The sequence below is a fragment of the Dyella sp. 05T440 genome (assembly GCF_056395965.1).
The window spans coordinates 40,468-65,139 of record NZ_JBFTKN010000002.1 but is presented as its reverse complement, the minus strand read 5'-3'; the positions used below and the strand labels follow the sequence as shown (position 1 = coordinate 65,139).

The following is a 24,672-nucleotide window of genomic DNA, read 5'->3' as shown; positions in this document are numbered from 1 at the left end:
GAGGCGCGCGCCGGGGGAAGTGACGCGGCGCAGGACTGCGACGGCAGGCCACGAGGTCGGGGGAGTCTGGCGGCGTGTAGGGTGCGCGCAGTGGGGAATAAACGCTCTCTGGCACCGGTATGAATCGAAAGCGCAGCGCCACGTGACGCCACGCCGCAGCATGTTTCGCGTGCCACGGGCGTCGCGAAATGCGATCATCTCTGGAGCCTACTCAAGGGTTGGGAAGCAGTTTGATTCGGCGCAGGACATCACGGCGGTTTGTGGCATGGTTGGCGGTCGCCGCCATGTGGCTGCTGGTGGCTGCTCCCACGGTCTCCCGTGTGCTTCCGGCCTTGGTGTCGACGGACATGGCTGCCCACGCCGGCATGGACCATGCGTCGATGCCCGGCATGGACGATATGCCCGGCATGGTTCATCTGCCCGGCATGCCGGACATGCCGGGCGATCCGGCCCAGCACCTGGACCATTGCGGCTACTGCACGATGCTGGCGCATACGCCGCTGCTCTCGGGTGCGGTGGTTGCTCTCCTGCTCGCCGCACCGCTGCCGGCGGTCGCGCCTGTCGCGCGTTCCAGCATCACCTGGCACGCGCAGCCCGTGCTCAGCGCACATCCGCGGGGACCACCGTCCATCCAGCTGGGATGACGGCTTGATGGTGGGCGCCTGTCTGGCGCGCCCACCGCTATCGACGGCAAACACAGGGGATGGTGCGTAGGCGCGCGGGATCGCGTGCACGTGCCTGCGTCCCTGTGCTTGCCCGTGCCCCAGCCATGCGTCGCCTCGCGACGCTGGCCACAACGGATGTCTTGTCATGCGCTTTTCTTTCCTGCGCGGAGCGGCCCTTGGATTGCCGCTCACGCTGCTTGCTTCATCCATCGCCTGGGCGCAGAGCGGCCCCAGCGATCAGCCGGACGCGCCGATTCCGGAGTCCGACGTCACCAGCCTTGGGCCGGTGAAAGTCACTGCCGCCGCACAGCAGCTGGCCGCGCCCGGTTTCCCTGCCACGCTGGCATCCGTGCAGGCGGAGCGCGTGGAAGCCACCATCAATGCAGTGGATGTGGAGGACGCCGCGAAATACCTGCCCAGCATCTTCATCCGCAAGCGCAACTACGGCGACACCCAGCCGGTGCTCGCCACGCGCAACTGGGGCGTCAATTCCAGTGCGCGCACGCTGGTCTATATCGACGATATTCCGATCTCGGCGCTGATCGCCAACAACAACACCATCGGTGCGCCGCGCTGGGGCATGACCTCGCCGGAGGCGATCGACCACATCGACATGATGTATGGGCCGTATTCGGCGGCGTATGCGGGCAATTCGATGGGTGGGGTGATGCATATCGTCACGCGCATGCCGGAGAAAACCGAAGTCACCATCAAGCAGACCGAGGCGGTACAGTCGTTCGATCTGTATGGCACGCACGATAATTTCAGCACCAGCCAGACCAGCCTCACCGCGGGCGGGCATAGCGGCAAGCTCGGCTGGTTTTTTGGCGCGAGCGCGACGAACAGCTTCAGCCAGCCGCTGTCCATCATCACCGGCGGCACGACGCCTGCGGGCACCAGCGGCACGGTTCCCGCGCTGAACAAGATGGGGCAGGTGGCCAATGTCTATGGCGCCGGCGGCCTGCTGCATACGCGCATGCTCGACCTCAACGGCGAGCTGACCTATGACCTTACCCCGCAGTGGAAGCTGAGTTACCTGGTGGGCTATTGGAGCAATCACGGCCAGTCGAACACGGACACTTATTTGACGGATGGTGCGGGCGATCCGACCTACGGCAAGGTCGCGGGATTTGCCAGCAACCTCTACCAGCTCAGTGCGCATCACCTGATGCAGGGTCTGTCGCTGAAGTCCGATACCAAGGGCGACTACGACGCCTCGTTGGTGGCCACGCATTACGCCTTCCTCAAGGACAACCAGTGGCAACCGGCAGGCGTCACCAACGGCACGGGAGTCACTACCAACGGACGCCTGGCGAGCTACGGCGGCACGCAGTGGTCCACGGCAGATGCCACCGGCATCTGGCGTCCGCAGGGATATGGCGGTGCGCACGAGGTGTCGATCGGCGCGCATGCCGATCAGTACGAGCTGAATAATCCCACCACCAATCTGAGCAACTGGCAGGACCCGGACAGCCTGACCACGCTGTATTCGACGGGCCGCGGCAAGACGCAGACGCAGGCGCTGTGGCTGCAGGATCAATGGAGCTTTGCGCCGGACTGGATGCTCACGGTGGGCGGTCGCTATGAGTGGTGGAAGGCCAGCGACGGCTACAACTTCAGCGGCAAGACGGCGGTGCAGCAGCCGGTGGAGAAGGCCGACGGCTTCTCGCCCAAGGCTACGCTGCAATGGAACGTGGCCGACAACTGGCGTCTCACCGGTTCGCTGGCCAAGGCGATCCGCTTTCCCACGGTGGGCGAGCTGTACCAGCTGGTGTCCACGGGCTCCACCTTCAGCGTGCCCAACCCCGATCTGAAGCCGGAAACCGCGCGCAGCGGCGAGCTGGCCGTGGAACACTCGCTCGAGCAGGGTCTGCTGCGCGTGTCGCTGTTCCAGGAGAACACCAGGAACGCACTGGTTTCCCAAACTTCCACGTTGCCGAACGTCGCAGTGCCGGTGAGCTACGTGATGAACGTCGGCGAGCTGCGCAATCGCGGCATCGAGCTGGTGGCGCAGAAGGACAATGTACTCGTGCGCGGGCTGGAGCTCTCCGGCAGCGTGACCTTTGTCGATTCCACGGTGCTGTCCAACGATAGTTTTGTCAGCGCCACGGGCACCACGTCGGAGGGCAAGCATGCGCCGTACGTGCCGCGCTGGCGTGCCACGGCGGTGGCGACGTACCGACCCGATGCGCAGTGGGCGTTCACGCTGGCCGGGCGTTACAGCGGCAAGCAGTATTCCACGCTGGACAACACCGACAACACGCCGCATGTGTTTGGCGCGTTCGACAAGTTCACGGTGTTTGATGTGCGCGCGCACTATCAGATCAACGAGCATCTGGCGGCATCGTTTGGCATCGATAATTTCACCAATGAGAAGTACTACCTGTATCACCCGTTTCCGCAGAGGACGTTTGTGGCGGATGTGAAGATGAGTCTTTGAGGGGAGGGTGTGGCGGGTTGAAGTCGCGCACAGGGTGCGCTCCCACAGGGTAGGGCTAGGGGCCTGGCGGTCGGACGACTCGCCGGGCTCCTGCACATCTCGCCAACGCAACAGGATTAAACTGGCACCCGGAATCCAAGGGAGGCCAGGTGATGTTCAAGAACATTCTTCTGCCGGTGGACGGTTCCGAGCGTGCGTTGAAGGCGGTGGAAACGGGTATCGAGCTGGCGGCCAAGCTGGAGGCGAAGGTATTCGCCGTGCATGTGATGCCGCCGCTGTCCACGGTGTCCTTCATGTCCGAGCTGCTGCAGCACAGCGGCTGTTACAGCGAAGTGGCCAAGACGCGTGCGCAGACCTATCTCGATGAAGTGGCCAAGCGCGCCAGCGCGATGAACGTGCCCTGCGAAACGGAGTACATGTTCGACCTGCGTCCGGACGTGGCGATCGTGGCTGCCGCGGCCAAGCATCATTGCGACCTGATCGTGATGAGGTCGCGCGGGTCCGAGGGCCTGGAGCGCGTGCTGCTGGGCAGCGTGCCGCACAAAGTGATGCTTTGCTGTAACACTCCGGTGCTGATCTGCCAGTGAGCGACGCGGCCGGCTAGATCTGGTCGGCGGGCGGCACCAGGTGATGCTTGACCTGGATGGCATCGAGCCGGTCGCAGACCCAGGCGCGGTCGCCGGGCTGGGCGTGATCCTGGATGGCCTGGGCCAGGCTGGTGAAGCTGTTCCAGAAGTCGCCAGGCGCAGGGCTGGTCTGCACCAGACGCGGGACGGATTCGTCCAACGCGTCCAGCATTTGCTCGAGTTGCGCGTGCGTGTGGGTCATGCGGCGAGCCTACGCCCACGGCCCCTCAAGGCCGCGCAAAGGACTTAGCCAAAGTCTCACGGCGCATTAACGGGCTCAGAGGCAACGTCTGTATCCCACCCCCATGACGATGCGGTGCTTTATGGAATGGGATCGCGACAACGACTTGCTATCGCGCGCCTGCGACGAGCTGATCGAGCAGAACGCGTTGCTCCAGCAGGAGATCGAGCTGCTACGCGCCCAGCTGCGCCGGCATCCGACCGGCGAGCTGCAGATTCGCGAGGCGCGTCGCCAGATGGACGAATGGCAGGAAGCGACCCATGGACACACGCCGCTTCCGCTGGGTCAGCAAGAGATAGCAGCGTACTGAGGCCTACATCACCAGCACGATCTTGCCGATGTGCCGGCTGCTTTCCATTTCGCGGTGCGCATCGGCCGCACGCGCGAGCGGATAGCTGGCGTGAATCATCGGCAGACAGCGGCCTTGCGCCAGCAGCGGCCACACATGCTCTTTCAGCGAGGCGGCGATGGCCGCCTTTTCTTGTGCCGTGCGAGGGCGCATGGCCGAGCCGGTGACCACGGCGCGCTTGGTCATGATGCTGTGCAGGTTCACCTGTTCGGCGGTGCCGCCGCCGAGAAAGCCGATCAGCAACAAGCGTCCGTCGCGTGCGAGCGTAGCCAGGTTGTCGGCGAAATAGGCGGCGCCCATGATGTCCAGAATCACATCGGCGCCACGCCCCTCGGTGCGCGCGAGCACCACTTCGACGAACGATTCCTGCCGGTAGTTGATCGGCTCGCCACCGAGTTCGCGGATGGCTTCGCATTTCTCGATGCCGCCGGCGGTGGCGAACGTGCGCAGCCTAAATTCGCGACACAGCATCAGTGCAGTGGTGCCGATGCCGCTGCTGCCGCCATGGATCAAGGCCACTTCGCCACGCCGTGCGTGACCCATCAGAAAGAGGTTGGCCCACACCGTGAAAAACGTTTCGGGAATCGTCGCGGCCTGCAGCATCGATACGCCATGAGGGATCGGCAACACCTGTCCGTCGGGCGCGACGCAGTACTCGGCATAGCCGCCGCCATTGGTCAATGCGCAGACCTCATCGCCTACCGCATGGGTAGTGACGCCCTCACCGATGGCTGCCACGATGCCAGCCACTTCCAGTCCGGGCAGGGGATTGGCGCCGGGCGGAATCGGATAATTGCCCTGGCGTTGCAACACGTCGGGGCGATTCACGCCTGCGGCCCTCACATGGATCAACACTTCGCCAGGCTGAGGCACAGGCACCGGCACTTGTTGCGGCTTCAGTACGTCCGCAGGGCCGGGCGCAGTGATCTGGATGGCCGTCATGACGGCCGGGAGCGATGGACGCATGGAGCGCTCCTGGCAAAGGTGTTCAGGGGTGGCCGGCGCGGGCGTGACGTCGGCGTTTGAACCACCAGCGTAAGGACAGCGCGATGACGATTAAGAGAAGAATGCCGGCCACGCTGATCACCTGCAGCATGCGCGCCTGGCTATACATCACGAACCGGCCCGACTGACCGTAGAAACCGTTGAACGAGGCCAGTACCTGCGGCAGGCCGGCAAGGTCTTGCTTGCTCAGCGGCAAGGGCGCTTCGTCCGGATGCCAGTTCGATCCCATCGGTTCGACCTGGCCGCGCGTGTCCAGTTCGACATGGCCGCCGAGCACATGGCTTACCGGTCGGTCGCGCAGATAGTCGTTGATGCGCGCGGCGCTGGCGCGATCTGCCGCCGGGTCATCGATGATCAGTCGTCCGGGCAGGAAGAAGTCGCCGGTGAACGCCAAGCCCGTGGTCGCGTCGTAGTAGGACACGTGCGAGGGGTAGTGACCTGGCGTGGGGATGGCGTCGACCACGCGCCCGCCAAGATCGATGTGCGCCACATCGTCGGGCCACTGGCGGAAACCAAGGCCGGCGGTCACCTGCGGCAGATCCGTGCCGACGATTGTCACCTGGGGTGCGGAGGCAAATTGCGTATCGCCCGAGCGGTGATCCAAATGTCCATGCGTATGAACAATCAGCAGCGGCAGCCGCTGGCCGTTCACTACGGGAAGCAATCCCAACACGGTCGATGCCAGCGGCATCTGTTTGGCGTCGGCGACATCGCCGGTGTCGATCAGCAGGGCGCGGGTCGAGCCGATCAGCAGGTAGATGAACGGACCTTCGTAGGTCTGGCACAGACTCTCGCGCAGGATGTAAGTGCGCTCGTCGTACCGGTGGACCTGCAGCGGGCGGGGCGGGTGGGCCTGGCAGTCGGCCGCGCCGGCGTCCCAATGAACGGTCAGGTTGCCTGGCGCCGGTTGAGAGGTCGCGGGCGCGCCCCACAGGGCCGCCACGCAGCACAGCACGATCAATGCGATTCTCATCCTTGCCTCGACAGACCGGGCGCGACCGGTGCGGCGCGCATACGGACGATCCGATGCCGGCGAGGGCACGAAGGTTTAGGCCGCTGCCGTCGGGCAGCGGCCTTCCGTTCAGGGTTGGTTGACCGGCATGGCAGGTATCGCCGGATCGATCGATGCCGGGTCCAGTCGGCTGTTCAGCCATGCGCTGACGGTGGCCAGCGGGCAGCTGTCCAGCCCGTGGCAGGGTGTCAGGGGCAAGGCGTGGCGGACCAGGGCGTTCTCGCTGCGGAAGTCCGCCTGGCGCAGTGCCGCCAGCGTGGGCATCCAGCTGGAGACGCGCAGCGCGTAGCCATCCTCCTGCTTCAGCAGGTCAAACACCAGGGCGCCGCCGGGCGGGTAATCGTCGGGCTGGCGTTCGTCGTGCCAGTCGACACCGAGTACGCCGGCCAGGTTGGCCAGGTTGGTGTCGTGTCCGACCAGCAGGATGGTGCGTGTCTTGACCGGTGCCAGTGGTGCCACGGCGGTGCTGACGCCTGCCGCCTGTTGCAAGGTGGCGAGGACATGGGCCAGCAGGTTGGAACCGGCCTTCGCTGCGGCGGGCATGCTTTTCTTGGCCAACGCAAACTGCAGGTTATGCAGCGTGATGATGTGGCCAATCGTGGCGGCATCGCCCTTGCCCCACGCCACCTGCGTCGGTGCAAAGCCCTGGGCGTATTCAAGCATCAGGTTTTCGCTGAGGCTGCCCGCGGTCTTGAGCGACTTGGCGTGGGCCGCGTCGTCGTCATGCGCGGGATCGAGCAAGAGTTTGCGGCCTTGCTTACCCGCGTCCTGCAGACAGGCATCGCCGCGGCAGCCCAACAACACGGACTGCAGTTCAACCAGTGCGGACGCAGGCCACTGCGACGGTGCAACCGGCGCGTCATCGTCCTTCGTGCCGGACTTGTCGACGAAGTGGAACAGCGCGTTGTTCTGCTCCGGCGCCAGCGCGAGATAGCCCGCGTGGCATACGGGCTGCAGCCCCTGCACCAGCGCGGCGCCACTGGCGCGGTTGCGCGGCGTGCTGTCGGCGATCACCAGCCACGGATCATCGCAGCTGCCGTGGCCCAGTCCATCGGCCGTCAGCATGCGCGCCATGCGCTGGCCGAGCGCGCGGATGCCTTGCGCGCCGTGCTCGGTGAGCACGCCGGGAGCCACCGGCCACGCCTTCCACGGGCGACTGGCATAAGGCGCCAGTTCATCCGGCGAGCTGGTGGGCGAACGCACACCGTGGCGCAGCACGATGATGCGGGCGGCGACTTCCTCGCTGTGCGCGAGCACCGGCAATCCCGCCAGCGCCGCACCGAGCAGGCAGGCGCGCAACAGCAGCGTACGCGTCGCGCCCATCACAGCTTCACCGACAGGTCGAGGAATACACCGCGGCCGGGCAGGCCGAAGAACAGCGGATTGCCACTGACTGCCTGCGTACCCGCATAGCCGGTGATCTTGTGCACGTTGAACAGATTATTGATGTCCACGCTCACCGAATAACCCTTGGCGCCCCACGGGCCGGAGGCGGCGCGATAGCCGATGGCGGCGTCGGTGGTGAAATAGCCGCCGATGCGCTGGTCGTTCTTGAACATCGTATTGCCGTTGCTGTCGGTCACGTTGTCGACACCGTACTGCTCGCCGGCGAATTTGCCCATCAGCGAGCCGAAGTAACCGAGGGGGCTGCTGTAGAGCAGGCCGAGTGCGGCGGTGACCTTGGGCGTGGCGGCTACCTGCACGTCGGAATTCTTATAGGTCGCCTTGTTGTAGCTGGCATTGCCGTACAGGCTCAGCGTCTGCGTGAGCGCGTAAGTCGCTTCGGCTTCCGCACCCTTGTAGATGGCGCCGCCGGCATTGATGTAGGTGCTCTCGTTGCCGTTCGAGGTGGCGACCTCGGTGGTGGCGAGGAAGTTGGAGAAGTCGATGTAGTAGACGTCGGCGCCGAAGGTGAATTCACGCGTGGCGTAGGCAGTGCCGAGCTGATAGTTGGTGGTCTGCTCGGGCTTGAGGCTGCGCGAGCCGTTCACTTCGATCACATCGATGGGCGGCGCGAGAAAGCCCTTCGCCACCTGCGCATACGCGCTCCATTCGTCGCTGATCTTCTCGTGCGCGCTCAGCGAGGGCAGGGTGGAGTGATAGGTGGCTTGGGCATACGACGGCACCGGCGGGGACACCTTGTTCAGCGGCGCATCGAGCTGACGCGTCACTTCCGAATAGCGCACGCCGGGGCTCAACGTGAAGCGATCAGTGATGTTCCAGTCGTATTGCAGATAGGGCTGTACGGTATCGGTGCGGTCGTCCAGCAGATAGTTGTAGGTCGGACCGTACTTGGTACCGGTCAGCTGGCCGGTCGTTTCGTCGATCGGATACTGGTAGCGCGCGTCCAGGCTGCGCTCCAGCCACACGCCCGTCTGCAGAGAGCCGGGGCCAAGGTCGCGAGCGAGGCGCAGCACATCGCCGAACGCATGAAAGCCTGAGTCGGACAGCTTGCCAGGCACGTCGGCGTTGACCTTTTTCAGCTTCTTGCCGTTGGCGTCGTAAAACGTCACGCCATTGTCGGCGGGATTATTGTCGCTGGCGTCGCTGGTCTTGCGCGCCCAGTGATCGAAGGTATTGAGGTAGACCTTGTTGTCCACGTCCCACTCGCCAAGTCGGCTGGTGACGCCCAGATAGGTGAAGCTCGAGTAATACGCCGCGTTGTTATAGCCCTGGTAGGACTGCAGGGTCGGATCGTTGGTCAGGCCATAGCGCCAGCCGAACTCGTCGATCTCCTGCTTGGTCGCGCCCTGCACGGTGTTCTGGTGCTCGCGGTTGTAGCTCGTGACAAACGTCAGCAGCGTGTTCGCGCCGAGTTCGGTGATGGTCTTGAGAAAGATGTGCTCGCGCTTGTCGTCGGTACCCTTGAGGTAGGTGTCGCTCGATTCCTTCGACACATCGGCGAACAGCCTGGTGTGGTCGCCCAGTTGTTCATCCGCGCTCACGCCGCCGGCGCGCGTATTCCAGCTGCCGATCGTGAGATACGGCGTGATGCCCGATACATCGCTGGGATCGCGCGAACGCAGGCCCACGGTGCCACCGAAGGTGGCGTTGCCGATGGTGGAGCCACCACCCGGGCCGCGATCGATTTCCGCCTGGCCGAGCACGTGGTTATTGAAATAGGCCGACGTGGTGTGGTGCAGGTCGCTGGCGTCGCCGAACGGAATGCCATCGAAGGTGATGTTGAACTGGCCATCCTGGAAACCGCGGATGCTGATGCCTTCGTTCTTGCCCAGGCCCGGGCCTTCCGGCGACGTCACGGTGACGCTGGGCGCGTACTTGATGATGTCGTCGAAGTTGGCATTGAAGCGCAGACCGTCGCGGATGAAGCGCTCATCGATCACCGAGGTCGGCTGGGTGGCATCGAGCGGCGCGGCGCTGGGTGCGAGCGTATCCACGGCGTTGGCGCGGACGCTGATCGGCGCCAGGTCGCGCGTGCCGTCGTTGGTGTTGATCGGCGGCAGGCCGCGCGACGCCTCAGCGTCCGCGGCCAGAGCCTTTCCCGCATTGGGGTCCCGCACGATGGTCACCGTGGTCGGCGTCACGTAGCGATAGCTCAGGCCCGTGCCCTTGAGCAGTTGCGTCAGCTGCTGTTTCGCGTCAACGCCGGCGGCCGCACCGCTGCTGCGCAGGCTGTCGGCAACGGCGGGGTCATACACCACCTGCAAGCCGGTGCTGCGCGAGAACTGGTCGAGCGCCTGGTTGAGCGGCATCGGCGCAATCGCCGGTGCTGCCGATGAGGTTGGCGCCTGGGCGAAGGCATGGGCGGGCAAGGTGCTGCCGAGCAGCAGCGCGATCTGGAGAGCAAGCAGTTTCCGCATGGTGCGTCTGACCTTCGATGGAGTGACATGTGAGCGGGAGGAGGTCACTCCTCGCCGCGGCATGACTCACTACGAGTGTCGAGCGGAGCCATTGGGTACCGCTTTCTTCATGAATTTTTTCTTACAGCGCGAACGTGCGACAAGGTCGCCACCGCGTGCACGACGCGCACATCGTCCACGCTGCGGATCACTTGCACGTTAGGCAAGGTCTGCAGATACGCCACGAAGGCATCCATGTCGCGCGCGTGGAATCGCCCTGAAATCAGCGTGGCGCCGATGCGCGCATCCTCGATCACGAGCGGGCGGCTGTTATAGGCGTTGAAGCGACGGGCCACCTCGGCGACGCTGGCGCTTTCGAAATGGATGTCCGCAGGCAGCCAGCGCGTGCTGCGCGCGAGATCGGCGTGGTGATCGACCACGTCGAGCGATCCATCCATGTGCATGGTCGCTTCCTGGCCGGCGGTGAGTTCCGCCAGGGGCGACCGGGCAACTGCAAAACCCTCCGGCGCCCACGACTTTTCATCGCGCTGCCATAACTTGACCTTGCCGCTGATCACGGTGACGCGGCCGCCGTCGGCGGAGTGATGCGCGTCGAACACCGTGCCGATGTCCTGCAGCTCGTTCGCGCCCAGGCGCACACGCAGCGGGCGGGCTGGATCGTGCGCCACGTCGAACAAGGCGCCGCCGCGCAGCACGTTGATGCGGCGCGAGCCGGCATCCATGCTCACGATCACCACGCTGTCGCGATCGAGCTGCATGTCGGTGCCATCAGCCAGCGTGGCGCTGCGCACCGCGTCATTGGACGAGGCGTAGCTATCCCAGGCTTGCGGCGCGGACTGCAGCCAGGCCGCGCCGCCGGTGGCCACCAACATGACCAGGGCTGCTGCTTGAGCGAGCCACGCGGTCCAGCGCGGACGCGGCCGTACGTTGGGCAACGCCTTGGATGGACGCGGCACAGGCAGAGACACCACCGAGGTGTCATCCGCGGCCAGCTCGCACAGTTCCGCCTGGTTCAATGGATCGAGCGCGCTGGCGGCGCCAAGATCGCCGTGCAGATGCGCCATCGCAAGATATTCGGTGACATGCAGCGGCGACTCGCGCAGCCATGCCATGAAGGCCTGCTGCTGCGCTTCGTCGAAACCTTCCTGCTGATCCAGGTACCAGCTGGCGGCTTCTTCGGTGGCGCGGCGCTGGCGCTCGGCGGCTTCGCGGTGGCGGGCGAATTCAGTCATAGCGCGCCATCCCGACGCGGCATACGGCCAGCGCCTTGACGATGTACTTCTTCACCATGTGGGTGGAAATATTCAGTCGTTCACCAATGTCGCGATAGCCCAGCTCATCGCGGTAATGCATCACCAGGGCGGCGCGACACTTGGGCGTGAGTCGCATGATCACCGCGGCCAGGCGCTGGCGACGCAGATCGCGATCGACGTCGGCGGCAGCGTTGCACGGCGTGAACAGTCGCTCGAGTACGTCGTTCACTTCAGCGCCGGTTTTGGGGCTGCGCTGCTTGCGCGCGGCGTGTTCCTTGACCAGGTTCGCCGCGACGGTGAACAGATAGGCCTCGGGCTTCTCGATCAGTTCGGCGCCGCTGCGGTCGGTGCGCAGCAGGCGCAGGTAAAGCTCCTGCACCAGATCCTGCGCATCCCATGCGTGCGCGGTGCGCTTGAGGAAATAACGGTTGAGCGTGTCGTGTTGTTCTTCGAACAACTGCGCCAGCCCGGTGGTGGAATCGGCGGTCACGTGCACTCGCAGCGCCGTCGACGCGGTCGTCGGCTGATGAGCCAGGATGTCCGCCCGAAGCTAGCGGGACATTGTGACGAATCCGTGAAACCGATGAATGCATGGCAACCGAGCGCGTCAAAGCGTGGCGCGTGACGCTCTGCCGGCACTTACCGCCCATATGGGCTCTGGTGCAGAGTCTCCCGGCTGGCGATACGCCGCAACGGCCTGCGCCAGTGATGATCGGTCTTGAGTGATGCCAGCGGCATCTCGGAATAGGGGATCAACATGGAGGAAAAACATATGCATCATGCATCGAGCCGTCGGTTTCGTTGGTTGGCCTTGGGCGCTTTGGCGATGTCGTTGACATCGATGGGCGCGATGGCCGCCAACAGCCTGCCGTCCAGTGGATTGGGCCAGTCCTGGCCGAACGCCACCGACGTCAGCGCCAGTCCGCATTGGCATGTCTATGTGTTCCAGCGCAACGGTGTGCGCTATGTGCAGATCAACGATCTGGGCGGCAAGGTGCGCGCCGCGTTCGCCACGGCCTCGGGCAGCTTCCTCACCTTGCCGGTGGGCTCCGATGCTGCGCGCGTGGCCACGCCTGATGAGCCGCTGCCGGCGTCCGGCAATACCAAGGGCGATATCGTCTATCAGGACAGCACCGTGAAAGTGCTGGTCGCGCCGCAAGCCGATGGTTCGACAGCGACGTATGTCGCCGCTGGCGACTGCCACGATCCGGTCGAATGCAGCTCGCGCTTCCAGGGGCCGTCGACCAATGCGGTAGCGACTCCGCAGGCTCCTGCGACCACCAAGAACGCGACCACCTCGTCCGGTGATTGCCACGATCCGGTGGAATGCAGCTCGCGCGCCAATTGATGTTGCAGTAAACCCTGCCGGAGCGCTTCTAACGCGAAGCGCTCCGGTGGTGGATCGCGCTGCTGCGCAACGAATCGTGCAGCAGCAACGTCACGCTGACGCTCGATCCGATGTCGCGCAGATGCACATCGCCGCCATAGATATGCGTGCGATCGCGTATCGAGGAGATGCCCAGCCCGCTGGCGCCCAGCAGGGTCATCGCCTGCTTCCAGGGTTCCTCATCCAGCTCTGCATGGGGCGTCGCGTCGCCCATGCCGCGCCTGCCGACCAGGCGCATCACCACCCAGCGTCGGCCGCGCGTGTGTCCGCCGCGCAGCTGCAGCTGCACATCCTGCATGGGGCCGCGTGACAGCACGTGGACCAGCACTTCGCAGGCCAGCCGATACAGCGCCATATGCACATCGGGGGCGAGCTGGCTCAGGCCGCGTCCGGAGAGTTCGCATTGATAGGTGGCGCCTGCCATCTGGATGGCCTGCGCAAACGGCCCTTCGCGCAGCGTGGCCGGTACGCCGCGCTCGCGCCAGCCGCGTGGATACAGCGCATTGGCGAGGCGATGCATTTCGTGTTGCGCCAGCGCTACCTGCTTGGCATAGCTGCGTTCTTCGCTGGTGGGCAGCACATGTCGAAGACGGTCCAGCAGGCGGTTGTGGTTGTCGCGGATGGTGACGCCGATGTGTTCCAGCGTGTCGGCCGCCTGGCGTAGCCGCAGCTCTTCCAGGTAAAGACCTTGCTGGGCGAGCTGAAAACCGCGCAAGGTATCCATCTGCGTGGCGTGCTCCGCATGCGTCTGATGGGCGATGCGCGAGCCGAGCATAAGCAGGGTGGTGATGGCGAACGCGATCAGCGCCTGGGCCTGGATGACGCCCGGATCACGCACGATCGAGGAGGTCATGGTCACCGCCAGGCTCGCCAGCGTGCCGCCCAGCGCCGCGCCTTGCCAGCCGTGGCGCGAGGTGAGCCAGACCACCGGCAGGAACATGGCGATGCGGAACACCTGCATGCTGTCGCCCTGGCTGCTGAATACCAGGCCCATCAGCACGAGCAGCGGCGTCACCACGCCGATCAAGGTGTCCTTGACGAGGCGGCTGCGCCACAGTTCGGCTTCGCGCGGATTTGCTGGCCTGCGCGTCTGCCATAGATAGATCGCGATCACCGTGGGCGCGATGGCCAGTGCACCCAGGTAATTGCCGAGGAAATAGCCAAAGATGATCTGGATGTCCAACGGCGGCAGCGGGACGCCGGCTGGCACTTCCGCCGCCATCAGTACCAGCGCATTGCTGATCGCCGTCAATACGGCGCCAGCGAGTATCACGCCCAGCAGCATGGGCATGCTGATCTGGTGTGCGCCCAGCAACAAACGTGCATGGCGGCGCGCCCAGGCCACGGCGCCCATCAAGGGCAGGATCGGCGGCACTGCGGCCAGGGCCGACCAGCGCCAACCGAAGTCGTCGATGCAATGAAAGGCGTGATAGTCCACCGGGATCATTTCGCCGATCAGCAGCGCAGGCCAATAGCGATAGGGAAACAACAGCAGGCACGCCACCCGCAGGCCCGCAGGCAGATTCCAATGAGAGACGGATACGTCGCGTAGCAACGCATAGCTGACGGCGTACGCCATGCAAACAGCCACATGACGGCCCCAGGCGCGTGGCGCGATAGCTTCCCCCATGCTGTTCTTCCCCTTGGCTGCCGTGACTCCCCTGGCTCTCGTGGGCCAGGGTTTATGTGCTCGGTGCAATATCGTCGTGCACCGGCACCCCCATCATCCAGGTCGGGTATCGGTTGTCCTGCCGCCCTGAATCACCTGTTGGGCTGCGCCACGTTTTCACTCTGCAATCAGGCGCGGCCGTGTGACACCAGCGCGGACTCTCTCATAAAAGCCGGTGATGTTCTGGTGAAGGGTGTCGCATTGTGACGCAGTGCAAATACTTGCGATTGCGTTCACACAATTTCGCGATCAGATCGTTAAATCAGGGGCTTAAGCGGCCTCGCCACGGCGACTTGAGATGGTCACGCCCTCGCGCATCGCCTTGGTCACCGGGGTATTGGCGACAATTTCCAGCAAGCGGGCCCATTGCTCGTCGCTCAGCGCGGCCGAAGCGTGCAGCGTACGCATCACCTGCAGGCGACCCTCGTCGTCGCGATCGAGCTGCAGCTCGGCGCGGAACTCGCCCAGCTCCCAGCCCTTGCGTTCGGCATACATGCGCAGGGTGATCGCAGTGCAGGCGGCGAGCGCAGCCAGGTAGTAATCGAACGGCGCTGGTGCTGCACCTTGTCCACCGAGCTTGACCGGCTCATCGGTGTCCAGTTTGAAGTGCGCGGTTTCGATGTGATGAAGGTAGTGGCTGTCGGTTGAAACGATGCTTGCAGAGGACACATGGGACATGGGCGTTGATCCTTGAGGTTGAGCACAGAGACGCAGCGTAAGCGCCGATGCACGCGACGCCAAGCGCCGTGGAGCGCGACATCGATCTGACAATTGGACAAAAGTCGCCCCTGTCTGGCTGTTTGTCGTTGCCTCGCAGCCCTGCGCGAGCTAGAGGCGGGGCGATATAATCGACGCACACGTGCAGGCTTCTGCATGTTGCGTACGCGCCGGCCATCGATTCACCAAGGGTCGGCAGCGACGACGCGCAGCTCCGCGCTCCACTTTTCGGATGATCCCGCCATGCGTTCCCTCGTCCTTCCTGTCGCCATCGCACTCAGCCTGGTTATCGCCGGCTGCACCACCAGTCGCGGCTTGCACACCACGGGCACCATGACCGAACCGGGCAGCCTGAAAGCCGAGCGCAGCCTGGCCGATGTGCAGCTGAGCCCCACGGCATGGCCGGCGCAGGATTGGTGGGTGGCCTATGGCGACCCGCAGCTCACCGCCTTGATCGAGGAAGCGCTGCAGAACAACCCCAGCCTCGAGCAGGCGCAGGCGCGTGCACGCCAGGCGCAGGCCGTGGCGGACAGCATCAATGCGCTGCGCAAGCCGCAGTCGAATTTCGACGCGTCGATCACCGGCGCCTACCTGTCGAAGAAGAACCCGATCTATCCCGAATATGCGATTGGCACGTTTGCCTGGAGCAAGTCGCTCACCGCCGATTTCTCGTGGGATCTGGACCTGTGGGGCGGCAAGCGCGCGGCATGGGAAGCCTCGCTGGGTCGCAGTCGTGCCGCGCAGATTGAAGCACATGCGGCGCGCATCGAGTTGTCGGTGAACGTGGCGCGCGCCTATGTGCAGCTCGGCTATGCGTTTGCGCAGAAGGATGTCGCCGATGCGGAAGGCGATCGCACCGGTCGCTCGCTCGACATCACGCGCAAGCTGGTGCGCGGTGGGCTTGGCACACCGCAGCAGGAGCATCTGGCCGATTCGGAAGCGGCCGGCGCCGAGCAACAAAAGGTGGCCGCCGACCGCGCCATCGATGCAGCGCGCAGCTCGCTCTCGGTGTTGCTGGGGCAGGGGCCGGATCGCGGCCTGAGCATCGAGCGGCCGCAACTGGTCGATCGCGGCCCGGCCGTCCTGCCCGACAAATTGCCGGTGGATCTGCTCGGACGTCGCGCCGATCTCGTGGCGGCGCGCTGGGAAATCGAAGCGGCCAACCGCGACGTCACGGCGGCCAAGAAGGAATTCCTGCCCAATATCAGCGTCAGCGCCATGGCCGGCCTGATTGCCGTGGGCGGCAGCACCAACGTGCTGTCGCTGCAGGCACGCCAGTATGTGTTCGGTCCCGCGCTAAGCCTGCCGCTGTTCGATGGCGGCCGTCGCCGCGCCCATCTGGCGGGCGCCGATGCCGAGTACGACGCGATGGTGGCGCGTTACAACAGCTTGCTGGTGAGTGCCTTGAACGAGGTGTCCGATCAGGTCTCCGCGCTCACTTCGGTGCGCCAGCAGATCGTGTTGGAGCGACGCTCGGCGGACGATGCGCAGAAGAGCTGGGATGATGCGATCAAGGCTTACGAGGGTGGGCTGCGCGGCCCGCTCACGCCGCTCACCAGTCGCCAGCAATTGCTGACCGCGCAACAGCGCCTGGCGCTGCTGGAAAGTCAGCAGGCGGATATCTCCATCCGACTGATCGAGGCGCTGGGCGGTGGCTTCGACGGCGTCAACGACGTTGCCGAGATGAACCAGGCGAGCGCGCCGCCGCAGGCATCGGCGACACCGGATGCCACGCGCCGATGAGCTACGAACTTCACGCTGTCCACGCGCCCGATGCCGCCGATCGCGAAGCCATTGCGGCGCCGCTGCGCGCTTACAACCTCAGCAAGGTACCGACGCTCGACATCCAGCCGCTGGTGATCGCGCTGCGTGACGAGCACGGCCACACCATTGGTGGGCTGTGGGGCGAGACCGCGCTGGACTGGCTGCACATCGACCTGCTGGGCATTCCTGAGTCCATGCGCGGGCAGGACGTGGGTACGGCGATCCTGCGTCGTGCGGAAGAGATCGCGCGCGAGCGCGGCTGCGTCGGCGCGTGGCTGGATACGTTTGCGTTCCAGGCCCGCGGTTTCTACGAAAAACTCGGCTACAGCGTGTTCGGCGAGATTCCCGATTATCCGGTGGGCGGCGCGCGCTATTTTCTGCGCAAGCGTTTCTGACTCAGCGCAGGATCTCCACCAGCAGGATCCACGCGCCGAACATGCCGCCGATGAGGGAAAACAGGACACCCGGCACCAGCCAGTAAAGGCCGCCGCCGGTACCGAGCTCAATGGAGATCGCCATCACCAGGAAGGGCAAGGTGGCGATCTGCGTGATCAGTGCGCGTGTGAGGATCCAGTCCTTGTGTTCGCGCCAGTTCCAGTTGGCCGTGGCCTGGCGCAGCTGCATGAACTGGTTCCAGGTGGGGATGAACCATGCCACCAGGCCAATCGCCAGCGCCACCCAGCCGAACAGCCGCGCCGAGATGCCGGGCACCAGGCCCAGCGACGCAATCATCAGCACGTTGGCCAGCTTGCACAGCGCGTCGATGGCGCGGCTGGGCAGGATGGGATTGGCCACGATGCTCGACAGGTTGATCGAGATCGCCACAAACAACAGGCCGGTCAGCGCCGCTGCTGCACCCACTTCAGCCGACAGCAGCGAACCCCAGCCAGCAAGATCGTAAGCGTGCATATGCGCTCCTCGACGGTACCTGACTGACCTTACAACGCCGGCCCGGCGTATGCTTGGGAACGTGGCCTGCAACCCCATCTTGATGGGCTGCATAGCGTTGTATTGGGCCGGCGCCGATGGCGTGCGACGGTCCCGGGAGGCAAGAGATGGCAACAGGTTGGGCCGGCGACGGCGCCGTACAGGACCAGATCGACGCGACCGTGGACGATGCGGTCAAGCGTGCGCGCAGCCGCATGCAGAGCGGTCCTGGTCTCACTCATTGCGAAGAATGCGACGCAGCCATTCCCGAAGCGCGACGCAAGGCCGTGCCCGGCGTACGCCTGTGCGTGAACTGCCAGACGGCGCACGACCAGGAAGAGGCCGCCTTCAGCGGCTATAATCGTCGCGGCAGCAAGGACAGCCAGCTGCGCTGAACAGTGTCCGACGATGCTGCGTCGTTTCACCCGTTGTGCACGTCTGCATAGGCGTTTCAGGCGGTTTTGCTCTTGACACGCGACGCTGCGGCGAGGGTCAATGGTTCCTTTCTGTCGAACCAGGATGCGCCCTCGCATGACCATGTCCTACCGCCTGTGCCCGTTCGCCCGTTCCGTCACTGCCGAGACGTGCCGATGAGCCGCCTCAGCCCGCTGGCCGGCAAGCTGGTCCCTGAGAATCAACTGGTGGATGTGGGCCGCTTGCGTGATGCCTATGCTGATCTGCGCCCGGATGTGGGTGTGCCCAGTCAGCGCGTGGCGTTTGGCACTTCGGGTCATCGCGGCAGTTCGTTCGAGCGCAGCTTCAACGAGTGGCATGTGCTGGCGATCACCCAGGCCATCTGCGAATACCGTGCAGGCAAGGGCATCGACGGCCCGCTGTTCATCGGCATCGATACGCACGCCTTGTCGCAGCCGGCTCTGGAAAGTGCGCTGGAAGTGCTCGCTGCGAATGGCGTGGAGGCGATGGTCTCCAAGGGCGGCGAATACACGCCGACGCCGGCGATTTCGCACGCCATCCTCACGTACAACCGCGGCCGCAGCCACGGCTTTGCCGACGGCATCGTGGTCACGCCTTCGCACAATCCGCCCGACGGTGGCGGCTTCAAGTACAACCCGCCCAACGGCGGTCCCGCCGATACGGACATCACCGGCTGGGTGCAGAAGCGCGCGAATGCGCTGATCGAAGGCGGCTTGCGCGACGTGCGCCGCGTGCCATTCGCCGAAGCCATGCGCGCGTCGACGACGCACCAGCACGATTTCCTCGATGCCTATGTCACCGACCTCGCCAACGTCATCGATTTCGATGCGATACGCGGCAGCGGCGTGCACCTGGGCGTCGATCCGCTGGGCGGTTCGGGCGTGCACTACTGGGCGCCGATTGCCGAGCGTTACAACATTGACCTCACCGTCGTGAGCGATGTGGTTGATCACACCTTCCGCTTCATGAGCGTGGACTGGGACGGCAAGATCCGCATGGATCCTTCCTCCTCGCACGCCATGCAGCGCCTGATCGGCCTCAAGGACAGCTACGACGTCGCCTTTGCCTGCGATACCGATCACGACCGCCACGGCATCGTGACGCGCAGCACCGGCCTGCTGTTGCCCAATCACTATCTGTCGGTGCTGATCGACTACCTGTTCCGCCATCGTCCGCATTGGCGCAGCGATGCCGCCGTGGGCAAGACGCTGGTGAGCACGGGCTTGATCGACCGCGTGGCGAAGCGGCTGGGTCGTCGCCTCTACGAAGTGCCGGTCGGCTTCAAATGGTTTGTCGATGGATTGTTCGATGGCTCGCTGGGATTTGGCGGCGAGGAAAGTGCGGGCGCGTCGTTCCTGCGTCGCGACGGCAGCGTGTGGAGCACCGACAAGGACGGCATCGCCGCCGCGCTGATGTCGGCGGAAATCGCCGCGCGCACGGGCAAGGATCCGGGCGAGTTGTATCGCGAGATGACCCGCGCCCTGGGTACTCCGGTGTCAGAGCGTGTCGATGCGCCGGCTAACACGGAGCAGAAGGCGAGGCTTTCCAAGCTGTCGCCCGATCAGGTGAAGAGCACGCAGCTGGCCGGCGAGAAGATCGAAGCGGTGATGGATCGTGCGCCGGGCAATGGCGCATCGATTGGCGGCATCAAGGTGGCGTCGGCCAATGGCTGGTTTGCAGCGCGACCGTCGGGCACGGAAGACATCTACAAGATCTACGCGGAGAGCTTCAAGGACGAGGCGCATCTGCAGCGATTGCTGGAAGAAGCGCAGGCGATGGTGGACGCGGCGCTGCACGCAAGCTGATTCATTCGCATCGCTGTACTCGAAGAGGCGCGCAGTGAGTTGCGCGCCTCTTTGCGTTTGGCCTTACACCGGCGAGGGATTGCGTTCCTGGAAGCCAGCCTGGTGCCAGTACGGATAGGCCGGCGTCACGGCGCTGGCTTCATCGAGCTTGGCCACCTGTTCCTTGCTGAGGTTCCAGCCCACCGCGCCGAGGTTCTGCTTCAGCTGCTCCTCGTTGCGCGCACCGATCACCACGGTCGATACCGTCGGACGCTGCAGCAGCCAGTTGAGTGCGATCTGCGGCACGCTCCTGCCGGTTTCCGCGGCGACTTCGTCCAGCGCATCGACCACGCGATAGAGATAGTCGTCCGACATCTGCGGGCCCACGTCGCCGGTCTTGTGCAGACGGCTGGTGGCGGGCAACGGTTGGCCGCGGCGGATCTTGCCGGTGAGGCGACCCCAGCCCAGCGGGCTCCACACCACCGCGCCCACGCCCTGATCGATGCCCAGCGGCATCTGCTCCCATTCGTAATCGCGGCCGATCAGCGAGTAGTACGCCTGGTTCGCCACGTAGCGCGAATAGCCGTAACGGTCGGACACGGCGAGCGATTTCATCAGGTGCCAGCCTGAGAAATTGGAGACGCCGATGTAGCGGATCTTGCCGGCGCGCACGAGATCGTCCAGCGTCGACAGCGTTTCTTCCACGGGAGTCTTTGCGTCGAAGCCGTGCAGCTGGAACAGGTCGATGTAGTCGGTGCCCAGGCGCTTGAGCGCCGCGTCGCAGGCCTTGAGCAGATGGAAGCGCGAGGAGCCCACATCGTTCGGGTCGTCGCCGGAACGGAACGTTGCCTTGGTCGAAATCAGCACGCGATCGCGGCGGCCTTTGATGGCTTCGCCGAGCACCGATTCGGCAGCGCCTTCGGAATAGATATCGGCGCTGTCGAACATGGTGAGGCCGGCATCGAGGCAGACATCGACCAGGCGCTTGGCTTCCGCCACGTCGGTGTTGCCCCAGGCGCCGAAGAATTCGCCTTTGCCGCCGAAGGTGCCGGTGCCGAAGCTGAGCACGGGGACTTTGAAGCCGGATGCGCCTAGGTGACGGTATTCCATGGGGAGGGTCTCTTTTGGATTTGGGGAGTGGGGGAGGTGGAACGTCTGTTCCGTAGTTCGAAGATACGGAACTAAGGGTGGGGAGGCAATGTTTCGGGAGGGGTATGGTGCTTGGGTGTTCGCATGAATGGCGTGTGCGGGCTTGGAGGCGTTCGCGTGGTGGCGGGTGTCTCGGTGAAGGCTCTTGCTCGTCATCCAGGCGTACGGCGGAAGCGCTCTTCAACAGCCGAAAGGCTGGCCGTCCAGGGCCTTGGTGTTTGGCTGTCGCGTAGTCGCGGCCTGACTCGCCCGCCGCGTCATACGGGGACCGGGGGCGAGAGCGACATCAAGCGCCGAACAACGCCCGGCATCGCGGGCCGGCAGCTTTTCTGTAGGAGCGCACTTGTGCGCGACCGCAGCGCTCGGACCTGCCGCTCCGTTGGCTGGTCGCGCACAAGTGCGCTCCTACAAGGGAGGGCGCAGGCCTGTGGATGACGGATCAACATTGCCGGTCGGCTTCTTTGTGGGAGCGCACCCTGTGCGCGACAAACCTACGGAGCGGTACACCCCAGCTCTGCGGTCGCGCACAAGTGCGCTCCTACAAGGGAAGGCGCAGGTCTGTGGATGGTGGATCAATCTTGCCGGTCGGCTTCTTTGTGGGAGCGCACCCTGTGCGCGACAAACCTACGAAGCGGTACACCCAGGCGTCGCTGTCGCGCACAGGGTGCGCTCCCACAGACAAGCGGGCGCGGCGATGGCTGAAGGGATAAAGCCAATGCGAGTTGAGGCGATGGGTGCGCCCCCTGCACCTCTTTTGCATTGCAGCAAGCATCCCGGCTGCAAAGCAGGTTAGAGTTGGGGACAGGCACAAGTCGCTGTCATCCGGGAACCGGGTCCATCACTTCGTGGCCTTTTTTTAGATGCTCAATTTAGATCGATCTAAATATGTGAAGACGGCTAAACGCCCGTCGGGGAGAGGTGGCATGGGGCAGGGCTTGTCGGGTAGGCAGGGGCTTCGTCGCGCGTGGATCGCGGCGCTGGCGTGTGGCGTGTCGATGGTGGCCGCGTCGCCCTTGTTGGCGCAGGGCGCGAGTCAGCCGGCGGACGAGGTCAATCCGCTGATTGGCAGCCGCCATGGCGGCAACACCTATCCGGGCGCGGTGGTTCCGTTCGGCATGTTGCAGTGGAGCCCGGAGAACACGCGCGGCAAGCACACACGTACCGCCTCGCCCAGCGGCTATCTGTACGACGCGCCGCGCATGCGCGGTTTGAGCCTCACGCATATCTCCGGCGCCGGTTGTGCTGGCGCGAGCGGCGATGTGCCCTTCATGCCGGTGACCACCGCCGTGCAGGCCTCGCCTTCGGCTGATCTCACCGATGCCACCTACGCCAGCGACTACACGCACGCCAACGAGCAGGCCACGGCCGGCGCGTATCGCGTGCGCCTGGCCAATGACGTGCAGGTTGAACTGGCGGCAGCAACGCGCAGCGGCATCGGCAGCTTTGCGTTTCCCGCCAACAAGCCGGCCAACCTGCTGATTCGCACCTCCGATTCCGAAGTGGGCAGCAGCGACGCGAACGTCAGCATCGATCGCGCCACGCACACCGTCACCGGTTCGGTCACCAGCGGCAATTTCTGCGGCTACCTGGCCAAGGCCGATCAGCGCAGCTACTACACGCTGTACTTCGTGGCGCAGTTCGATCAGCCGTTCGCCTCCACGGGTGCCTGGCATGACGGCGAGGTGCAGCCCGGCAAGACCGCGGCGCAAGGCGGCACGGGTTACGACGCAAAGGGCTTCCCCACCGCGGGCAAGGGCTCGGGCGTGTGGCTGGGTTTTGATCCGGCCAAGGGCGCCGTGAACGTTCGCGTGGGCATTTCGTATGTGAGCCTCGACAACGCCAAGGCCAACCTCGCGGCGGAGATTCCCGCGGGGCAGACGGTGGCGCAGGTGCAGGCCAAGGCTCGCCAGGCGTGGAACGATGCGCTCGGCAAGGTCGCCATCACGGGCGGCAGCGCCGATGAGCGCACCACGTTCTACAGCGCGCTCTATCACTCCCTGCTGCACCCCAACGTATTCAGCGACGTCAACGGCGAATACCGCGGTTTCGACCAGCAGGTGCATCGCGTCGAAGGCAAGCAGCGCGTGCAGTACGCCAACTTCTCCGGCTGGGATATATACCGCTCGCAGTTGCAGCTGGTCACCTGGCTGTATCCGGACGTGGGCAGCGATATCGCGCAGTCGCTGTTCAACCAGGCCAATCAGAACCACGGTGAGTGGGATCGCTGGACGCACAACAACGGCGGCACCCACGTGATGAGCGGCGACCCGGCCGTGCCCGCGTTGGCTGCCATCGATGCCTTCGGCGGCCACGAGTTCGACCTGAAGGGCGCGTATGCCTCGCTGCTGACGGCGGCGACTGTGACGACTGCCAACGATCTCTCCGACGACGGCTGCAACGTGGAGTGCGTGGGCCAGCGTCCGTCGCTCGACCAGTGGCTGAAGTTGCATTACATCGCCACCACCTCGCACGCCTGGGGCGGCGCGGCGGAAACGCTGGAAGACGTGACGGCGGATTTTGCGCTCTCGCAGCTTGCTGCCCGTGTCGGCGACAAGAAGAACGAAGCGCTGTTCCTGACGCGCGCCGGCTACTGGCGCAACCTGTTCAACCCGAAGGCGGCGCCGGAAGGCGGCTATATCCAGAACCGCAATGCCGACGGCAGCTGGCCCGCGTTCAAGCCCGAGGCGGACGATGGCTTTGTCGAAGGCAGCGCGGCGGTCTATCTGTGGATGGTGCCGTTCGACGTGCGTGGCCTGTTCGATCAGATGGGCGGCATCGAGAAGGCATCGGCTCGTCTGGATCGCTTCTTCCACGACGACAAGGGCAAGTGGGCGTTGACCGAAGCGGGCCCGTTGCACGCCGAACTCGACAATGAGCCCTCGGTGGGCACGCCCTGGTTGTATGCCTTTGTCGGCCAGCCGTCCAAGACGCAGGAGGCCGTGCGCATCGTGGTGAACACGTTGTGGAAGAACACGCCCGAAGGCATTCCCGGCAATGACGACCTGGGCGAGATGTCGTCCTGGTATGTGTGGTCCGCGCTCGGCATGTATCCGGCCATTCCGGGTCGTGGCGAACTCATCCTCGGCAGCCCGTTGTTCACCCATGCAGTGATTCATCGCACGCAGGGTGATGTGGTGATTGCCGCGCCATCGGCTTCGGCGCAGACACCGTTCGTGCAGTCCCTGAGCGTGAACGGCAAGCCGCACGACAGTCCGTGGTTGCCGGCGAGTTTCGCCGAGCATGGCGGGAAGCTTGAATTTACCCTGGGTGCGCAGGCCAATAAGGCTTGGGGCAGCGATATCGCCAAGGCGCCGCCGTCGTTCCCGCCGCCGAAAGCGTAAGCGGCACGAGCATGCATCACCCCATGTTGGGCGGACTGGATTGCGGAGAGCGTGGATGAATAAGCGGACGGCTATGCATGGCATCAC

The 24,672-nt window shown here is 64.6% G+C and carries 21 protein-coding genes; 10 read left to right on the top strand and 11 right to left on the bottom strand.

The window, feature by feature from the left end; translation table 11 throughout:
* Positions 1-260 precede the first annotated feature (260 nt).
* From AC1DE1_RS02015 to AC1DE1_RS02005, 3 genes are all read left to right on the top strand, one after another.
* Positions 261-644, top strand: coding sequence for a DUF2946 domain-containing protein (locus AC1DE1_RS02015; RefSeq protein ID WP_477177207.1), 384 nt, complete (start codon positions 261-263; stop codon positions 642-644).
* A gap of 166 nt (positions 645-810) precedes the next feature.
* Positions 811-3,105, top strand: a complete 2,295-nt coding sequence (locus AC1DE1_RS02010; protein WP_477177206.1) for a TonB-dependent receptor — start codon at positions 811-813, stop codon at positions 3,103-3,105.
* A 152-nt stretch (positions 3,106-3,257) separates the two neighbouring features.
* Positions 3,258-3,692, top strand: a complete 435-nt coding sequence (locus AC1DE1_RS02005; RefSeq protein ID WP_441603314.1) for a universal stress protein — start codon at positions 3,258-3,260, stop codon at positions 3,690-3,692.
* Positions 3,693-3,705: 13 nt separating this feature from the next.
* Here AC1DE1_RS02005 and AC1DE1_RS02000 read toward each other — a convergent pair whose 3' ends face one another.
* Complete coding sequence (locus tag AC1DE1_RS02000; protein ID WP_441603315.1) at positions 3,706-3,933, bottom strand: hypothetical protein; 228 nt, start codon at positions 3,931-3,933, stop codon at positions 3,706-3,708.
* A 121-nt stretch (positions 3,934-4,054) separates the two neighbouring features.
* Here AC1DE1_RS02000 and AC1DE1_RS01995 point away from each other — a divergent pair, with 121 nt between their 5' ends.
* Positions 4,055-4,282: a hypothetical protein gene (locus tag AC1DE1_RS01995; RefSeq protein WP_441611232.1), complete on the top strand. Its 228-nt coding sequence runs from the start codon at positions 4,055-4,057 to the stop codon at positions 4,280-4,282.
* Positions 4,283-4,285: 3 nt separating this feature from the next.
* Here the strand turns inward: AC1DE1_RS01995 and AC1DE1_RS01990 are convergent, their stop codons facing one another.
* The 6 genes from AC1DE1_RS01990 to AC1DE1_RS01965 all read right to left on the bottom strand — a co-directional run bounded on the left by AC1DE1_RS01990 (position 4,286) and on the right by AC1DE1_RS01965 (position 11,902).
* The gene (locus tag AC1DE1_RS01990; RefSeq protein WP_477177205.1) at positions 4,286-5,287 is read right to left on the bottom strand and encodes an NAD(P)H-quinone oxidoreductase; all 1,002 of its coding nucleotides are present in this window, start codon (positions 5,285-5,287) and stop codon (positions 4,286-4,288) included.
* A 22-nt stretch (positions 5,288-5,309) separates the two neighbouring features.
* Positions 5,310-6,299 carry an MBL fold metallo-hydrolase gene (locus tag AC1DE1_RS01985; RefSeq protein WP_477177204.1) on the bottom strand — a complete coding sequence of 330 codons (990 nt, stop codon included), beginning with the start codon at positions 6,297-6,299 and terminating at the stop codon, positions 5,310-5,312.
* Positions 6,300-6,407: 108 nt separating this feature from the next.
* The gene (locus AC1DE1_RS01980) at positions 6,408-7,661 is read right to left on the bottom strand and encodes a histidine-type phosphatase (protein WP_477177203.1); all 1,254 of its coding nucleotides are present in this window, start codon (positions 7,659-7,661) and stop codon (positions 6,408-6,410) included.
* Entirely contained in the window at positions 7,661-10,159 is a 2,499-nt protein-coding gene (locus AC1DE1_RS01975) for a TonB-dependent receptor (protein ID WP_477177202.1), read from the bottom strand. The genes AC1DE1_RS01980 and AC1DE1_RS01975 overlap by 1 nt, the downstream gene beginning before the upstream one ends.
* Positions 10,160-10,266: 107 nt before the next feature.
* On the bottom strand, positions 10,267-11,391 hold the full coding sequence (locus AC1DE1_RS01970) for a FecR family protein (protein ID WP_477178866.1): 1,125 nt from the start codon (positions 11,389-11,391) through the stop codon (positions 10,267-10,269).
* The gene (locus tag AC1DE1_RS01965; RefSeq protein ID WP_477178865.1) at positions 11,384-11,902 is read right to left on the bottom strand and encodes an RNA polymerase sigma factor; all 519 of its coding nucleotides are present in this window, start codon (positions 11,900-11,902) and stop codon (positions 11,384-11,386) included. The genes AC1DE1_RS01970 and AC1DE1_RS01965 overlap by 8 nt, the downstream gene beginning before the upstream one ends.
* Positions 11,903-12,238: 336 nt before the next feature.
* Here AC1DE1_RS01965 and AC1DE1_RS01960 point away from each other — a divergent pair, with 336 nt between their 5' ends.
* On the top strand, positions 12,239-12,760 hold the full coding sequence (locus AC1DE1_RS01960) for a hypothetical protein (protein WP_441603322.1): 522 nt from the start codon (positions 12,239-12,241) through the stop codon (positions 12,758-12,760).
* 28 nt (positions 12,761-12,788) lie between these two features.
* Here AC1DE1_RS01960 and AC1DE1_RS01955 read toward each other — a convergent pair whose 3' ends face one another.
* Entirely contained in the window at positions 12,789-14,429 is a 1,641-nt protein-coding gene (locus AC1DE1_RS01955; protein ID WP_477178864.1) for an MASE1 domain-containing protein, read from the bottom strand.
* Positions 14,430-14,738: 309 nt separating this feature from the next.
* Entirely contained in the window at positions 14,739-15,137 is a 399-nt protein-coding gene (locus tag AC1DE1_RS01950; RefSeq protein WP_441603365.1) for an OsmC family protein, read from the bottom strand.
* A gap of 291 nt (positions 15,138-15,428) precedes the next feature.
* Here AC1DE1_RS01950 and AC1DE1_RS01945 point away from each other — a divergent pair, with 291 nt between their 5' ends.
* Positions 15,429-16,928 carry an efflux transporter outer membrane subunit gene (locus AC1DE1_RS01945; RefSeq protein ID WP_477178863.1) on the top strand — a complete coding sequence of 500 codons (1,500 nt, stop codon included), beginning with the start codon at positions 15,429-15,431 and terminating at the stop codon, positions 16,926-16,928.
* Positions 16,925-17,344 carry a GNAT family N-acetyltransferase gene (locus tag AC1DE1_RS01940; protein WP_477178862.1) on the top strand — a complete coding sequence of 140 codons (420 nt, stop codon included), beginning with the start codon at positions 16,925-16,927 and terminating at the stop codon, positions 17,342-17,344. The genes AC1DE1_RS01945 and AC1DE1_RS01940 overlap by 4 nt, the downstream gene beginning before the upstream one ends.
* A 1-nt stretch (position 17,345) precedes the next feature.
* On the opposite strand, the gene AC1DE1_RS01935 is transcribed toward AC1DE1_RS01940, so the two are convergent.
* Positions 17,346-17,858 (bottom strand): hypothetical protein, encoded by a 513-nt coding sequence (locus AC1DE1_RS01935; protein ID WP_477178861.1) that lies wholly within the window; start codon positions 17,856-17,858, stop codon positions 17,346-17,348.
* Between the two features lie 146 nt (positions 17,859-18,004).
* Here AC1DE1_RS01935 and AC1DE1_RS01930 point away from each other — a divergent pair, with 146 nt between their 5' ends.
* Both AC1DE1_RS01930 and pgm read left to right on the top strand, forming a co-directional pair.
* The gene (locus AC1DE1_RS01930; RefSeq protein ID WP_441603327.1) at positions 18,005-18,271 is read left to right on the top strand and encodes a DksA/TraR family C4-type zinc finger protein; all 267 of its coding nucleotides are present in this window, start codon (positions 18,005-18,007) and stop codon (positions 18,269-18,271) included.
* 195 nt (positions 18,272-18,466) lie between these two features.
* Complete coding sequence (gene pgm, locus AC1DE1_RS01925; RefSeq protein ID WP_477178860.1) at positions 18,467-20,116, top strand: phosphoglucomutase (alpha-D-glucose-1,6-bisphosphate-dependent); 1,650 nt, start codon at positions 18,467-18,469, stop codon at positions 20,114-20,116.
* A 63-nt stretch (positions 20,117-20,179) separates the two neighbouring features.
* Here the strand turns inward: pgm and AC1DE1_RS01920 are convergent, their stop codons facing one another.
* The gene (locus AC1DE1_RS01920; protein WP_477177835.1) at positions 20,180-21,205 is read right to left on the bottom strand and encodes an aldo/keto reductase; all 1,026 of its coding nucleotides are present in this window, start codon (positions 21,203-21,205) and stop codon (positions 20,180-20,182) included.
* A gap of 962 nt (positions 21,206-22,167) precedes the next feature.
* Here AC1DE1_RS01920 and AC1DE1_RS01915 point away from each other — a divergent pair.
* Positions 22,168-24,585 carry a GH92 family glycosyl hydrolase gene (locus AC1DE1_RS01915; protein WP_477178859.1) on the top strand — a complete coding sequence of 806 codons (2,418 nt, stop codon included), beginning with the start codon at positions 22,168-22,170 and terminating at the stop codon, positions 24,583-24,585.
* Positions 24,586-24,672: the final 87 nt, after the last annotated feature.